At 49.0% G+C, this 13,394-nt stretch carries 18 protein-coding genes; all 18 read left to right on the top strand.

Features of this window, described 5'->3' with window-relative positions:
• Window positions 1-2 precede the first annotated feature (2 nt).
• The 18 genes from ABV409_RS09520 (at window position 3) to ABV409_RS09605 (ending at window position 13,391) form a co-directional block, all read left to right on the top strand.
• Entirely contained in the window at window positions 3-1,055 is a 1,053-nt protein-coding gene (locus ABV409_RS09520) for an alpha/beta hydrolase (protein WP_353877352.1), read from the top strand.
• 34 nt (window positions 1,056-1,089) lie between these two features.
• Window positions 1,090-2,100, top strand: coding sequence for a polysaccharide deacetylase family protein (locus tag ABV409_RS09525; protein WP_353877353.1), 1,011 nt, complete (start codon window positions 1,090-1,092; stop codon window positions 2,098-2,100).
• A gap of 47 nt (window positions 2,101-2,147) precedes the next feature.
• A complete protein-coding gene (locus ABV409_RS09530) occupies window positions 2,148-2,621 on the top strand; it encodes a VOC family protein (RefSeq protein ID WP_353877354.1) in 474 nt (157 codons plus the stop codon).
• A 66-nt stretch (window positions 2,622-2,687) separates the two neighbouring features.
• On the top strand, window positions 2,688-3,173 hold the full coding sequence (locus ABV409_RS09535) for a GNAT family N-acetyltransferase (RefSeq protein ID WP_353877355.1): 486 nt from the start codon (window positions 2,688-2,690) through the stop codon (window positions 3,171-3,173).
• Window positions 3,174-3,261: 88 nt separating this feature from the next.
• Window positions 3,262-3,909: a GntR family transcriptional regulator gene (locus ABV409_RS09540; RefSeq protein ID WP_353877356.1), complete on the top strand. Its 648-nt coding sequence runs from the start codon at window positions 3,262-3,264 to the stop codon at window positions 3,907-3,909.
• A 17-nt stretch (window positions 3,910-3,926) separates the two neighbouring features.
• Window positions 3,927-5,183 carry a serine hydrolase domain-containing protein gene (locus ABV409_RS09545; protein WP_353877357.1) on the top strand — a complete coding sequence of 419 codons (1,257 nt, stop codon included), beginning with the start codon at window positions 3,927-3,929 and terminating at the stop codon, window positions 5,181-5,183.
• A gap of 80 nt (window positions 5,184-5,263) precedes the next feature.
• Window positions 5,264-5,638 carry a VOC family protein gene (locus ABV409_RS09550; protein WP_353877358.1) on the top strand — a complete coding sequence of 125 codons (375 nt, stop codon included), beginning with the start codon at window positions 5,264-5,266 and terminating at the stop codon, window positions 5,636-5,638.
• Window positions 5,638-5,973, top strand: coding sequence for a TfoX/Sxy family protein (locus ABV409_RS09555; protein ID WP_353877359.1), 336 nt, complete (start codon window positions 5,638-5,640; stop codon window positions 5,971-5,973). The genes ABV409_RS09550 and ABV409_RS09555 overlap by 1 nt, the downstream gene beginning before the upstream one ends.
• An 8-nt stretch (window positions 5,974-5,981) precedes the next feature.
• Window positions 5,982-6,269, top strand: a complete 288-nt coding sequence (locus ABV409_RS09560; RefSeq protein WP_353877360.1) for a YciI family protein — start codon at window positions 5,982-5,984, stop codon at window positions 6,267-6,269.
• A gap of 68 nt (window positions 6,270-6,337) precedes the next feature.
• On the top strand, window positions 6,338-6,994 hold the full coding sequence (locus ABV409_RS09565; protein WP_353877361.1) for a tetratricopeptide repeat protein: 657 nt from the start codon (window positions 6,338-6,340) through the stop codon (window positions 6,992-6,994).
• 50 nt (window positions 6,995-7,044) lie between these two features.
• A complete protein-coding gene (locus ABV409_RS09570; protein WP_353877362.1) occupies window positions 7,045-7,497 on the top strand; it encodes a hypothetical protein in 453 nt (150 codons plus the stop codon).
• Between the two features lie 26 nt (window positions 7,498-7,523).
• Window positions 7,524-9,191 (top strand): serine hydrolase domain-containing protein, encoded by a 1,668-nt coding sequence (locus tag ABV409_RS09575; protein ID WP_353877363.1) that lies wholly within the window; start codon window positions 7,524-7,526, stop codon window positions 9,189-9,191.
• Window positions 9,192-9,204: 13 nt separating this feature from the next.
• Complete coding sequence (locus ABV409_RS09580; RefSeq protein ID WP_353877364.1) at window positions 9,205-10,056, top strand: alpha/beta hydrolase family protein; 852 nt, start codon at window positions 9,205-9,207, stop codon at window positions 10,054-10,056.
• A gap of 132 nt (window positions 10,057-10,188) precedes the next feature.
• A complete protein-coding gene (locus ABV409_RS09585; RefSeq protein WP_353877365.1) occupies window positions 10,189-11,151 on the top strand; it encodes an acyl-CoA thioester hydrolase/BAAT C-terminal domain-containing protein in 963 nt (320 codons plus the stop codon).
• 150 nt (window positions 11,152-11,301) lie between these two features.
• On the top strand, window positions 11,302-11,739 hold the full coding sequence (locus ABV409_RS09590) for a DUF1801 domain-containing protein (RefSeq protein WP_353877366.1): 438 nt from the start codon (window positions 11,302-11,304) through the stop codon (window positions 11,737-11,739).
• Window positions 11,740-11,785: 46 nt separating this feature from the next.
• The gene (locus ABV409_RS09595) at window positions 11,786-12,529 is read left to right on the top strand and encodes an SDR family oxidoreductase (RefSeq protein ID WP_353877367.1); all 744 of its coding nucleotides are present in this window, start codon (window positions 11,786-11,788) and stop codon (window positions 12,527-12,529) included.
• Between the two features lie 54 nt (window positions 12,530-12,583).
• A complete protein-coding gene (locus ABV409_RS09600) occupies window positions 12,584-13,114 on the top strand; it encodes a GNAT family N-acetyltransferase (RefSeq protein WP_353878163.1) in 531 nt (176 codons plus the stop codon).
• Window positions 13,115-13,202: 88 nt separating this feature from the next.
• Entirely contained in the window at window positions 13,203-13,391 is a 189-nt protein-coding gene (locus ABV409_RS09605; protein ID WP_353877368.1) for a hypothetical protein, read from the top strand.
• Window positions 13,392-13,394 lie beyond the last annotated feature (3 nt).

Here is a 13,394-nt window from a genome sequence, read left to right on the forward strand (position 1 = left end):
CGATGCGTAATACGATTTGGATCAGTCTCCTGATCCTCACCCTAGCGACCTCCTGCAGCACAGAAGAGGTAGAAGTATTTTCCGAAGATCAAGAAGAAACCTTCCCCCCCGAAGTGGATGACCCTTTAGTCGAACTGCAGTTCTCCGATCCACCCATCGACCTACAAGGCACAGAGGTCCAATTTGCAGCCGACGTTTCCTATGACATACACGACCTGACCAAATTCGATATCTTTTTGCCCCCTGCCCCTGCCCCGACCCCCTTGGTGGTCTTTATCCATGGTGGCGGATTTACCAATAGCGACAAGACGTTTCTCTACAATGGCGAATACGACGATGCTATCATCACCCTGTTGAACCAGGGCATCGCCGTAGCCACGATCAATTACCGACTGATCGTAGCTGGCGACCAAGATGGGGTTTTGAAAAGCCTGAACGATTCCCGACGGGGATTGCAATACCTGCGCTACATCCATAATGAATTGCATATCGACAAAGAGAACATCCTCCTTTTCGGCACCTCGGCCGGGGCGGCTACGGCACTTTGGCTGGCCACCAATGATGACCTAAGTGCTCCCAACAGTAGCGATCCGGTCCTTCGAGAGAGCACTCGGGTCAAGGGCGTTGCCTTGAACGCCACCCAATCGAGTCTGGATATCGAGACCCGATGGATGGGTGATGTCTTTGGCGAATTCGGATCGTCTTTGGACACTTTGATCGATGAATTCGGGGCTGACACCTTTTACGAATTTTATGGGGTCGATGGCCCTGAAGCTTACGATACCCCTGAAATCGAAGCCTATCGTGCTAGCATCGATATGCTGGCCCAGCTGTCATCCGATGATCCGGAAATCTGGGTGACTAATACCGGCGGACACAACAACGAACCCCTGACACAAAACAGCTTTAACCACCACCCTTTCCACGCCAGGGAAATCAAAGAATTCGCCGATGCAGTGGGGGTCCCCAATGTGACCACTTACGGCAACCCGATTCTGTACAGCGATGGAAACGAAGATTATGTGTCTTTTTTAATTCGGAAATCCCAGGAATAGCCCCTACCTTGGAGGGGAAACCAAAAACTTCAGGATGGGATATGGACATGGTATCAAAGTGGCTTCGGCCCACCTCATGAACTATGGGGTATTGATCGTTAGCCTAGCCTTAGGTATGGGATGCAAACAACCCAAGGCGCAACCCCCATCCGAACCCGGTATGGTGGCCGAGCAATCCGCCACCGCCAAACCCCGGATCAGTTTCACCTTTGACGATGGCGTTACCACGGCAATCGCGGGCATCCCCTATGAGGAATGGGACGGGATGCTTTTAGACCATCTCGAAGCAGCAGATCTAAAGGCCGTTTTCTTCGTGACCGGAAAGAACAAAACCACTGCCAAAGGCCGGTTTTTGCTACAGCGCTGGAACGACGAAGGCCATCGTATTGCAAACCATACCTTTTCCCATCCGAATTTCAATGCCACCCGACATACCGCCGCCCTTTTCGAGGACGAGCTCCTGAAAACGGATGCCATCATTTCAGGATATTCGCACTACACCCGCTTGTTCCGTTTTCCTTATCTCAAAGAAGGGGGCGAAGCGGCCAAGGTCGATAGCATCCGCCGGCTGCTAACGAAACACGGTTACCGCAACGGTTATGTGACGGTTGACGCCTCTGACTGGTATATCAACCAACGGCTTGTCAAGGCCATCACCGCTAAAGGTCTTGCCCATACCGAAGTAGCCCGCTATCGGGACTACTATGTACAACACCTTTTGGACCGGGCCACCTATTACGAACAATTATCACAAGCGCTGCACAGGCGAACCGTATCGCATACACTGCTGTTGCACCACAACCTCACATCGGCCCTATTTCTAGGCGACCTGATCACGGCCTTTGAAAACCAAGGTTGGGAGGTCATGAATGCTGACACCGCCTTTGAAGACCCGATTTACGAACAGTTTCCGGATGCCCCCTTTGCGGGGGAAAGTTTGATCTATTCCCAGGCGAAAGCCTCGGGCCGCTATGAGGGGCAGTTGCGCTACCCTGCCGAAGACAGCCGCTATGAGAAGGAAACTATGGACGAATGGGGCCTTTGACCCCTTTTTAATGCAGCACTTCATCGTATTTTGACTACCTTCATTTTATGACCATACGTTACGCCCATACCAATATTGTAAGTACCGACTGGAAACGCCTGGTGGCCTTTTATACTAAGGTTTTCAATTGCCATGTGGTACCGCCGATTCGAAAACAATCGGGGGAATGGTTGGAAAAAGGGACCGGTTTGGGCAGGGCCGCCCTCGAAGGGGCCCATTTGGCGCTGCCGGGATACGGTACCGAAGGACCTACATTGGAGATTTACCAATATGCCGAAATCGACCCTAGGGCCCTAGCGGCACCCAATTCACGTGGATTCGGACACATCGCTTTTGAGGTTGACGATCTCGACGGCATTTTGAAGCTGCTATTGGAAGAAGGTGGGGCCGCCAACGGACAGATCACCGAAAAGGAGGTTGCGGGCGTTGGAACCATCCGTTTTATCTATGCCAGGGACCCGGAAGGCAACCTGATCGAATTGCAAAGCTGGACGAAACCGGAATCGGATCTTTCCTTTTAAAGCCTCTCCATGTTGACCCTCCCGCAGTTTTCTTAAATTTCGACGTTCAAAATCCCTGTAGACCCAATGGTGACCGTTTACGAAGCCACTACCGACACCGAATACCAAGAAGCGGCCGGGCTGTTTCAAGAATACGCGACAGCCATCGGTATCGATTTGGAATTCCAGGACTTCAGTAAAGAGGTAGCCGAAATCAGACAACATTACCAACGTCCGCGGGGCGCATTGTTTTTAGTGCGACGGTCAAAAGCCGGGGCTTCCGGTTGTGTGGCCATTCGCCCATTGGAAGGAAGTGTATGTGAATTGAAACGCATGTACCTGCGCCCCGGACTTCGGGGTAGCGGTGCAGGCCGGATGATGCTACAAAAAGCCTTGTCGACTGCCCTTGAATTGGGTTATACCCATATGCGCTTGGACACGCTATCAAGCATGAAAGCGGCTATCGGGCTATATACCCATGCCGGTTTCTACGAGATCGAGGCCTATCGATACAATCCTTTTCCGACAGCACGGTTTTTTGAAATTGCATTACAAACAGAAGCAGGGCAATAACGGCTACCACGCCACCCTACGCTTTAATTTTTTGTGGATTCCGAATATTTTCCTATAATTGTATACAATATACATTATACAATCAATCATGATCGAACGGAAGTCCCTTCGGAGCCAAATCATCGACGCCCTATGGCAAATGATCATCGATGCCAAAATCGAACCCAACGCCCCCTTGCGTGAGATCAATTTGGCCGAACACTTGCAAGTAAGCCGAACGCCATTACGTGCGGCCCTTCAAAAATTGGAATGGGAAGGCATCGTGGTATCCGATCCCGGAAAAGGTTTTCGACTCGCCCCCCTTACCGTAAAGGAGGTGCGGGAGATCTATCCGCTACGAGCACAATTGGAATCCTTCGGCCTGGAATTGTCCGGCATCCCTTCCGATAAAACCATTGCCCAACTGGAAGCGATCAACACCAAAATGGAACAATGTCGTTCCGCTCGAAAACTGGTTGCGTTGGACGAGCAATGGCATAAGCTTTTGATCGTCAATTGCAACAATGACAAATTGCTGGCCATGGTCAAGGTCTTGCACCGGCAGTCGCAGCGCTATGAATACGCCTATATGGACCTTGAGAACACCGCTGCAAAATCCATCGCCCAACACAAAGAGATCATCCATTATCTGAAAACCGATCGATTGGCAGACGCCTGCCGCACTTTTGCCGAAAACAACAGGGTCGGTATCGAATCTTTGATTTCGTGGCTTCAAACAACACACCAATACGCATAACCTTTACACCAATACCTATGAACAGATCCATTATGGCCCTAGTCGTGGCCTGTGCCTTTACCGCTTGCCAAACCCGTTCCGGGCATTCCGAACAACAAGAACAACATCGCAACCAACAAAGCGATTCGCTGACCCAAAAACTTCAAGAAGCGAATGCCGAGGGCGAGGTGGTCGGCTTTTCCGTGGCCATCATAAATCCAGACGAAGTACTTTATCAAAAAGGGTTCGGTTTCCGCAATGCCAAAGACAGCAGTGCCTATCAAGCCAACACCGTCCAAAATATCGGTTCGGTAGCCAAAACCGTTTTGGGCATCGCCTTGCTGAAAGCCCAAGAAATGGGCAAACTCCAATTGGATGACCCCATTGCCGACTATTTGCCTTTCGACGTCATCAATCCCCACCATCCCGACCAACCCATTACCATTCGCCATCTGGCGACCCACTCCTCTTCGATCGTCGATTACACTGAAAATTACTTGAAAGCCTTTATCCTGGAACAGGATAGCATCAATAAAAAAGAAGAAGTGGCCTTCAGTCATTTCCAAAAACCGGATCAACGCATTTCCTTATTCGATTTTTTGGAAGCTTGTTTGTCCAAAGAAGGTGCATGGTACGCCCCCGAAATGTTTTCAGAACAAGCCCCGGGCAGCACCTTCGAATATTCGAATTTCGGGGCCGATCTTTGCGCCTTGATCATCGAACAGGCAACGGGCATACCGTATAACGAATTCACCGTGAGCCACATCTTCGCGCCATTGGGCATGCATGATTCCGGTTGGGCCATCGCGGACCTTGACCCTTCAAAACGATCGAGTTTTTATTTGTTCAAAGGACAGAAAATCGCCGATTATACCGCGATTACCTATCCTAACGGCGGCCTTTTCACCAGCAGCAGCGACTTGGGTAAATTTTTAGCGGAATTGATGAAAGGATATAGTCAAGGAGGGCAGTTGCTCTCCAAGTCAAGCTACGCCGAATTCTATAAGAAACAGTACGCTCGCCCCTTGAACGAATCAGGCCGCGTGAATGTCGGCATCTTCAATGAATACAATACCGATTTCATTGGATCTACCGAATTGCTTATCGGGCATAACGGCTCCGATTTCGGCTCCTTCGCCTTGCTGTATTTCAATCCGGAATCGCAGATCGGAACGATCGTCATGGCAAACACCGATATCGATTATAAAGACGATACGGTCGTACCCGTGATCAAGTCGATTTGGAAGGCGGTTCTGGACCATAAAGACGGTTTCGAACTGGAGACGACCCAATGAAAATCGGATGTCCGTTTGGTTAACATTCCAAGGGCAATTCCGTACCTTCATGGCCATAACAACGCCCAATTGCAAACCCAATGGACCACCTCGGATTACGAACTGCGATTTACAAGGTCGGCGATATCGAAGCAGCGACCGCCTGGTACGCCCAAGCCTTTGATACCGACCCCTATTTCAAGGAACCCTATTATGTAGGCTTCAATATCGGGGGCTACGAATTGGGGCTGATGCCCGAAGCCGAACCGACCACAGCGAAAGTCGAAAGTGTGATCGCCTATTGGGGTGTGGAAGACATCCACCAGAGTTACGACCGCCTAATCGCCCATGGGGCAACGGCCTTTGAAAAACCGACCAACGTAGGCGGCGAACTGATGACCGCTTCGGTCAAAGACCCTTATGGCAATTTGATCGGCTTGATCTATAACCCCTACTTCAAGCTAACAGGGAAGTAATGGGTTCGGATCAAGGTTTTGTGGATTTCGTGGTGGATCAGATCCAAAACGCCGGTCTTATAATTGCAAAAAAGATGTTCGGGGAATACGGCCTCTATGCCGATGGCAAACTCTTCGCCTTGATCTGCGATAATAAGTTGTTCTTTAAACCGACGGCATCCGGTCGCAAATTCATCGGAAAGGTGGTCGAAGCACCGGCCTATCCGGGTGCCAAACCCAGTTTCTTGATCGAAGACCAAATCGAGGATGGCGATTGGTTAAGCGAATTGGTTCGGATTTCGGTCCAAGAACTGCCGGACCCCAAACCCAAAAAGAAAAAGAAAAAATCCAATTGATTTTACCTATGTACATCATCGACCTTACGTATACAGCACCCCTAGAACAAGTCGACCGCCTGCTGGAAGCGCATATCGCTTTTCTGGACAAGCAGTATGAACAGGGGCATTTTTTGGCTTCCGGGCGTAAAGTCCCCAGAACCGGTGGGATCATCCTGGCCCTAGCCGCTTCGCGGGAAGTGCTGGAAGGAATCCTTGCTGAAGACCCGTTCCATAAAGAAGGTCTGGCCGAATATGGAATTACGGAATTCATACCCAGCAAAACCAGCGATACCTTGGCCTTTTTAAAAGAATAAGCCTGTTTTCATATCGGGTTTGACGGGGAATTGGCTACCTTTAAAACAACACCTAAGCACTCCATTCCATGCGTACCCTACACTGGGCCATAGCTATGTTTTTACTTCCCTTAGGGATGCAGGCCCAAGCCATAGACTCTTCCAAAGTCACTAAAATCGAATACAATTACCTCAAAGGGTCGAAGACCAAGGTGTTGGTCACCCCTCAACAGCAAAAAGCCCAGGCGGCTTACCGTTCGGGCTATGCCTATGTGAACCAAAACAAGTACCAAGCGGCCATAAGTCCCTTCATGACCGCCATCAAAATCGACTCCACCGGTAACTGCGGTACGGGCCGAAACGGCATGGCCCACAGCGAATTGGCTTATGTGCATACCCGCCTTGGGGCTTACGATAAGGGTTTGGCCTATGCGGATAAAGCCCTTGCACTCAATGATAGCATACCAGAACCTTATTTGACCAAAGCCGTTATTTTTCAACAGCAAAAAGAATTCAAGAAAGCATTGCAGGTATTGGACACCTTGGTGATCCGAGTGCCTCGATACGCCATGGGCTTTGCACAACGTGGCTTGTTGTTGGACTATATCGGCCAAGACGAAAAAGCGGTCAGCGATTACAAAGAGAGCATCCGCCTCTTCAAGGAGCAGGGGTTGAACGACAACCCTTCGAATTCGCTGATCAAAACCTTGCAGCTAAAAATCGAAAATATCGAAGGGCAAGAATAATGAACTTGGGGTCACTTACGAAAGCGCGAACCATAAAATAAAGCCACTACATGAAGAATTTCAGACTCATCATCCTTGCCTTAGCTGGGGTCGGTTTTTTGTTTTTTTATTTCCTCCCCAATGTACTGTCTGATGACAACCGGCATCGTTATGAAACCGGAACGCTTCGTGAAGTCTACACGGAAACCTATCAAATACGAGTAAAATATGGCAGGAAGGTCAACAAGCAACGTTTGGTGTTGGTGACCTCAGGGCAGTCTAAGAGGAAGTATACGTTGACGGGGGATTTTAAACAGTATTGGAAGGAATTTCAAAATCCCGAGGCCATTGGCAGCTTTCTGAACCTTAAGCTAAATCTAAAGGGATCTCGGCAAAACCCGATGGAAATCAAGATGGATGGAAAAGTTATCTATGGAAAAATCGGTTGGGTTCGCGGCAACTGGATAACGCTCGCCCTAATTGCCGGGGTGGGCATAATGCTTTATCTTCAACTAAAGAAGTAAATACGTTCAAAAACAAGGCTATTTTCATGAAACACTACCGCTACCTATTCCTTTGCTGTTTGTTTGCGCTTGCGGCACAAGCCCAATTCAACCAAAAAGAAGCCATTGACAGCCTCTTTATGGAATGGGACAACACGGATACCCCAGGGGCCGCCCTAGGCATCTTCAAAGATGGCGAAACCCTTTATGCGAAAGGCTATGGAATGGCCAACATGGAATACGACATCCCCAACACCGCCCAATCGGTGTTCCGAATCGCTTCGACATCGAAACAATTCACGGCCGCGTGCATCGTGCTTTTGGCCGAGGAAGGAAAACTATCACTAGACGATAGTTTGAGAAGCATTTTTCCCGATTTTCCGGCCTATGCCGAACAAATCACCGTGCGGCATTTGTTGAACCATACCAGCGGCATCCGTGATTACCTCAGTGTAGCCTATTTAAAGGGCCTATCTGGGGATGATTTTTATACCGATTCCGATATCATGGCTTGGTTGGTGCGCCAGACCGACCTGAATTTCAATCCCGGTGATGAATTTCTGTACAGCAATTCGGGGTATTGGTTGCTCGGGCAGATCGTCAACATCAAATCGGGCATGAACATGGCCGACTATGCCCAAGAGAAGTTGTTCGCCCCCCTAGACATGGACCATACCCATTTTCACAACGATCACAATCGCATCGTGAGGAACCGGGCTACCGGCTATACGCCAACGGAAGATGGCGGTTATGAAATCAGTCGAACTACCTTGGACATGATCGGTGATGGGGGCATCTTTACCTCTATTGCCGATATCAAAAAATGGGATGACGCCTATTACGATCGCAAGGTACTCAGCGATGCCTTTTGGGCCGAGATGACCCAGCAGGGGGTATTGAATGATGGCGAGACCATCGACTATGCTTCCGGGCTGTTCGTTGAAACCTACAAAGGATTGAAAACCATCAACCATGGGGGGGCCTTTGTCGGGTTTCGGGCTGAGCTCATGCGGTTTCCTGAAGAACGGCTGACCATCGCCCTATTCGCCAATCGGGCCGATGCCAACCCAAGCCGAAAAGCCGAATTGGTGGCCGATATCCTCTTAAAGGATCAATTGCAGCTCGATGATACCCAGGAAGTGTCCCTCGCACCGCAAACCCTGCCCCTACCCGAAGTGATCTTCGATTTGGAACAAATCATCGGTACCTATGAAATCGAAGTCGGCGTAACGGTTGACCTCAGCGTGGCCAACGACACCCTCCAGGTCATACAAAATTGGAACAAAGCCACCTACCCCCTGCTCCGAACCCAAGGCAATTCGTTTCAAATTCCAGGGCGGGACACGATGTCGTTCACTTTTAGTGCACTCGAAGATGGGCAGACCCAAACCTTGACGGTCGATCAAGAAGGACGGCAGACCATGGCCAACAGAAAAGCGGCTTTGGATCTCTCCGGTGTAGATGTCAATGACTTTGTGGGGAGCTATTACAGTCCGGAACTCGATGCCACCTATTCCTTTACCCTTGAGAATGGGTTGTTACAGGCCCGCATTGGGGGCATGGGTACCCCTTCGGAATGCACCCCCAATGCAATCGACCAATACACCTTTCGCTATGGCTTGTTGCGGTTTCAGCGAAAGGATGGGCAGATCAGCGGATTCGAACTCGATTCAGGCCGTGTCAAGAATCTGAAATTCAACAAACAAGGATCATAAACCGTTCGTTGCCATGAAGATCCAAGACGTAACGATTCCCGCCCGCGATGGCTATGCGCTTTCGGGGCGGTTGTTCACACCTGACAAAAAAAGCCGGGGCTTCGTACAGATCCATTCCGGTACGGGCATTCCGCAAAAACTCTACGGGAATTTCGCCCAGCATCTGGCCGAACAAGGATATACCGCATTGACCTTCGATTACCGGGGCATTGCAGCATCGGGGCCGAAAAACCTCAAGGGGTTTCAGGCCAAGATCAGCGATTGGGGCAAACTCGATATGGCCGGGGTGTTGGATTGGGCCAAAGCCCGGTATCCTGAACAGAAAAAGATCATCATCGCCCATAGTATGGGCGGTCAAATGATCGGCTTGATGGACAACCACCGCGACATCGACCAACTGGTGTTGATCGCTTCCTCTACGGGCTATTGGAAGGATATGAGCAGCCCCTACAAATGGTTGCCCGCCTTTTTTTGGTATTTCTTGATACCCTTGCACACCCGGGTATTCGGCTATGTCAACGCCATGAAGATCAGGCAGGGCGAAAACTTGCCGAAAAATGTAGCCCTGCAATGGCGTAAATGGTGCACGGACCCGAATTATTTCGAAGTGGATTTCGGAAAAGAACTTCACCCCTTGTACTTTGATGAAATCGATACCCCGATCACCGCCATTCAAGTAGAAGACGACCCCTTGGCCAATACGGTAACGAGTAACAAATTGTTGGGCTATTATACCAAAGCGGAAATCGAGGTGCAAGAAGTGCGGCCCGAGACCTTGGGGGTCGATAAGATCGGGCATACCGGTTACTTTTCGAGAAAGTTCAAAGCCAGTCTCTGGAACAAGTTGGTTACGGACTTGAATTGACCAATTCGAACGTTTTAGGATGAAACCCAACTGAAAACATAGGTTGTGCCTTAACTTCACGTATCTTTAAAATAGGAATGCCCGGGTGATCCATAAAGTGTGCCAGGCTTTTGAACCAAATCCACTACCCATATGAAAAAATTTGGGCTTACCATCGCCATACTTGCGGTTTTGGTCGTCGCATACGTCATCGCCGATGCCCTGTTATTCGACGGTATCAAACCGATTTCAGTCGACGAAAAGGGCCTACAAGCCCAGTTTTTCGTCAAAAAGAACAGTACCCACAATACCGCCGTGATACTGATCGGCGGCGGACAATGGGGCGATTATTGGTCCCATTATTTTGCTAAAAACGATATGGCCGCCCTTTCGCTTCCGTATGCCGGTGGAGGAAAGCTACCCCGATTACCTGAAGAAATCGAATTGGAGTATTTTGAAGAAGCACTACGTTGGCTTTCTGCCAGACCTGAAGTGGATCCAGATAAAATCGTTGTCATGGGTGCCTCAAGGAATGCCGAATTGGCCTTGGTTTTAGGCGCAACTTTTCCTGGCCAAATCCATGGGGTAGTCGGCTACGCCCCCAGTGCGGTTTCTTGGTCGAATACGGTACTTCCTTACAATTCAGACGAGATCAAAGCCAGTTGGACGTATCAAGGCAAGGCCATCCCCTTTATCGCAATGGACAAACCGATAGGAAACGCTACTTCGAATATCGATTTGTTGGCCTATTGGAACAAGGGACTTGCGGATTCAGCGGCCGTAGCACAAGCCGCAATTCCGGTGGAACGCATTCAAGGCCCTATTTTACTTTTCTCAGGAAAGGACGACCAGGTATGGCCATCGACCAAAATGGCCAACATGATTGGGCAACGATTAGAGACCCAAGGTTTTGCCCATGACTTTCAAAACCATCAATATGGGAATGCTGGCCATATGATATCCGGAAATCCGGACGACCCCTCCCATTTTGCCGATCGCAGCATGGAACTTGAGGGGGAAACCTTTTCCTATAAAGTCGGAGGTACCGCGGAAGGGGATTTCAAGGCCAAACAGCAGGCCCGTGAAAAGCTGATGTTGTTTTTAAAGCAATTGTAGGACCACCCTGCTACCGGACCTTTACCCCTATTTTTGTACTTTTAGATGGCACTGGATTTGGATAACATAAATGGTATCCAATGGATTTGGGAAGTTTGACCGCACCGACCCCATGCATTTTCACAGTGATCGCCTTTAAATACAACACCCATGGCCAAAAACAAGACCACCGAGACCGAAGCAGACGTCTACGCCTTTATTGACGGCTTCGTCGATCAAGAACAAAAAAAGAAAGATGCCCACCGATTGATCGATTTGATCAGCGAATGGTCGGGTTTCGAACCCAAAATGTGGGGACCGACCATCATCGGCTTTGGCAGTTACCACTACCGCTATGCCAGTGGCCATGAGGGCGATGCACCGCTGTTGGGGTTTTCACCGAGAAAAGCCCAGTTTTCCCTGTACGTCTATTCAAAGACAGATAAAAGTGATGCCTTACTAAAGGAGTTGGGCAAGTTCAAAATGGGAAAGGCCTGTATCTACATCAAAAAGTTAGACGATATTTCGATACCGGTTCTAAAGAAACTCTGCGAGGAATCGATCGCCTATCTTAATGAACATCATGAATGCGCTGCCTGTAAATCCTAAGGGTATCGGCACATTTTATCAATGAAGATTTCAAAAACGTTACCACATGAATGTTAAAGGCAATACCATAGTAATCACTGGGGCAACCCGGGGTATAGGACTTAGCCTTCTAGAACGGTTCCATCAATTGGATAACAAAATCATTGCCGTAGCCCGAAACCGGTCGGCTTTGGATACACTTGCTGCAAAATATGAGGGAATTGCTACGATCGCCTGTGATTTAAGTGACCCAGGTTCGGTCGATGCCTTGGTCAACACCATAACCGAACAACATGCCGAAACGAACATACTCATCAATAACGCGGGCATCCAGGTGAATTTCTATGGTTCCAAATTCGGCGAAAAGCCTGAAGTGATCACCGGTATCAAAAATGAAATACAAGTCAATTTCACCGCACCCATCGAGTTGGTGTTCAAATTGATTCCGCTTTTATTGCAACATAAGAACCCAGCTGTGGTCAATGTAAGTTCAGGCCTGGCGTTTTCACCCAAAAAATCGGCTCCTGTTTATTGTGGAACCAAAGCGGGTATCCATATTTTCTCAAAATCCCTAAGATATCAATTCGAGGATACGGATTTAAAGGTTTTCGAAATCATTCCCCCATTGGTGGATACCGACATGACCAAAGGGCGTGGCAAGGGAAAATTGACCCCTGCTCAACTTGTTGAGGAGTTTATCAGGGCTTTCCGTAAAGACCATTATGAAATTAATATCGGGAAAACCAAATTGCTCCGATTGATCGGCAGGATTTCACCCCGATTGGCCGATTCGATTTTGAAGAACAATTGATTCAATTTCATCTGCGATATGAGTACTTTCAAGGTGTAATCCGATAAAACCATGATGAAAATCATCATTCGACAAGAACACCAAAATGATCATGAAACCGTATTCAAACTGATCCAGACGGCTTTTGCCGAAGCGGAATTCAGTGATCATCGCGAACAGTTCCTGGTCGAGCGTTTGCGGAATTCCCAAGCATTTATTCCCGAATTGTCACTTGTGGCCGAAAAGGATGATGCCCTGGTGGGGCATATTCTATTGACCCGGATACACATTGAGCATAACCACCAACGCTTCGACTCTTTGGCGTTGGCTCCGGTCTCGGTATTGCCCCGATATCAAGGGCAAGGTATCGGAGGGTGCTTGATTATGGAAGCCCACCAACGGGCCAAGGCCATGGGGCATCGGTCTGTTGTGCTTTTGGGGCATGCCGCCTATTATCCAAAATTCGGTTACCGACCCGCCCACGAATTCGGGATCGAATTGCCTTTTGAAGTACCCAAGGAAAACTGTATGGCGATCGAATTGGTCGACCAGGGGTTAGCCTTGGTTCAAGGAAGGGTGGTATATCCGAAGGAGTTCGAAGGATAGTTGGGCCCGGGTGTTTTCAAAGCTTTGAGGTTGAAAAAGTTGATGGATTAGGACTAAACCCTTATTTTAATCCCTATAACCAAGAACGATGAGAAAATTCAATTTAGGTTTGGGGGTGTTTTTTGCCATACAAGTGGTTTGGAGCCTCTTCACCGACGACTCCCCAACCGATCGCATTTTATTCTTTGAACTCAATATCTGGGTCGTTAGGGCGATTTGGGGCCTTTTGGCTTTTGTATTGATTTATGGCTATTTCAAACCCAGCTCCCCAAAATAAATT

It is taken from the genome of Flagellimonas algarum, assembly GCF_040513375.1.
GTDB lineage: Bacteria > Bacteroidota > Bacteroidia > Flavobacteriales > Flavobacteriaceae > Flagellimonas_B > Flagellimonas_B algarum.

Bases quoted from the DNA above. Each gene is read 5' to 3' on its own strand.
- ABV409_RS09520 (WP_353877352.1), top strand. From the start codon at position 3: ATGCGTAATACGATTTGGATCAGTCTCCTGATCCTCACCCTAGCGACC.
- ABV409_RS09525 (WP_353877353.1), top strand. From the start codon at position 1,090: ATGGGATATGGACATGGTATCAAAGTGGCTTCGGCCCACCTCATGAAC.
- ABV409_RS09530 (WP_353877354.1), top strand. From the start codon at position 2,148: ATGACCATACGTTACGCCCATACCAATATTGTAAGTACCGACTGGAAA.
- ABV409_RS09535 (WP_353877355.1), top strand. From the start codon at position 2,688: ATGGTGACCGTTTACGAAGCCACTACCGACACCGAATACCAAGAAGCG.
- ABV409_RS09540 (WP_353877356.1), top strand. From the start codon at position 3,262: ATGATCGAACGGAAGTCCCTTCGGAGCCAAATCATCGACGCCCTATGG.
- ABV409_RS09545 (WP_353877357.1), top strand. From the start codon at position 3,927: ATGAACAGATCCATTATGGCCCTAGTCGTGGCCTGTGCCTTTACCGCT.
- ABV409_RS09550 (WP_353877358.1), top strand. From the start codon at position 5,264: ATGGACCACCTCGGATTACGAACTGCGATTTACAAGGTCGGCGATATC.
- ABV409_RS09555 (WP_353877359.1), top strand. From the start codon at position 5,638: ATGGGTTCGGATCAAGGTTTTGTGGATTTCGTGGTGGATCAGATCCAA.
- ABV409_RS09560 (WP_353877360.1), top strand. From the start codon at position 5,982: ATGTACATCATCGACCTTACGTATACAGCACCCCTAGAACAAGTCGAC.
- ABV409_RS09565 (WP_353877361.1), top strand. From the start codon at position 6,338: ATGCGTACCCTACACTGGGCCATAGCTATGTTTTTACTTCCCTTAGGG.
- ABV409_RS09570 (WP_353877362.1), top strand. From the start codon at position 7,045: ATGAAGAATTTCAGACTCATCATCCTTGCCTTAGCTGGGGTCGGTTTT.
- ABV409_RS09575 (WP_353877363.1), top strand. From the start codon at position 7,524: ATGAAACACTACCGCTACCTATTCCTTTGCTGTTTGTTTGCGCTTGCG.
- ABV409_RS09580 (WP_353877364.1), top strand. From the start codon at position 9,205: ATGAAGATCCAAGACGTAACGATTCCCGCCCGCGATGGCTATGCGCTT.
- ABV409_RS09585 (WP_353877365.1), top strand. From the start codon at position 10,189: ATGAAAAAATTTGGGCTTACCATCGCCATACTTGCGGTTTTGGTCGTC.
- ABV409_RS09590 (WP_353877366.1), top strand. From the start codon at position 11,302: ATGGCCAAAAACAAGACCACCGAGACCGAAGCAGACGTCTACGCCTTT.
- ABV409_RS09595 (WP_353877367.1), top strand. From the start codon at position 11,786: ATGAATGTTAAAGGCAATACCATAGTAATCACTGGGGCAACCCGGGGT.
- ABV409_RS09600 (WP_353878163.1), top strand. From the start codon at position 12,584: ATGAAAATCATCATTCGACAAGAACACCAAAATGATCATGAAACCGTA.
- ABV409_RS09605 (WP_353877368.1), top strand. From the start codon at position 13,203: ATGAGAAAATTCAATTTAGGTTTGGGGGTGTTTTTTGCCATACAAGTG.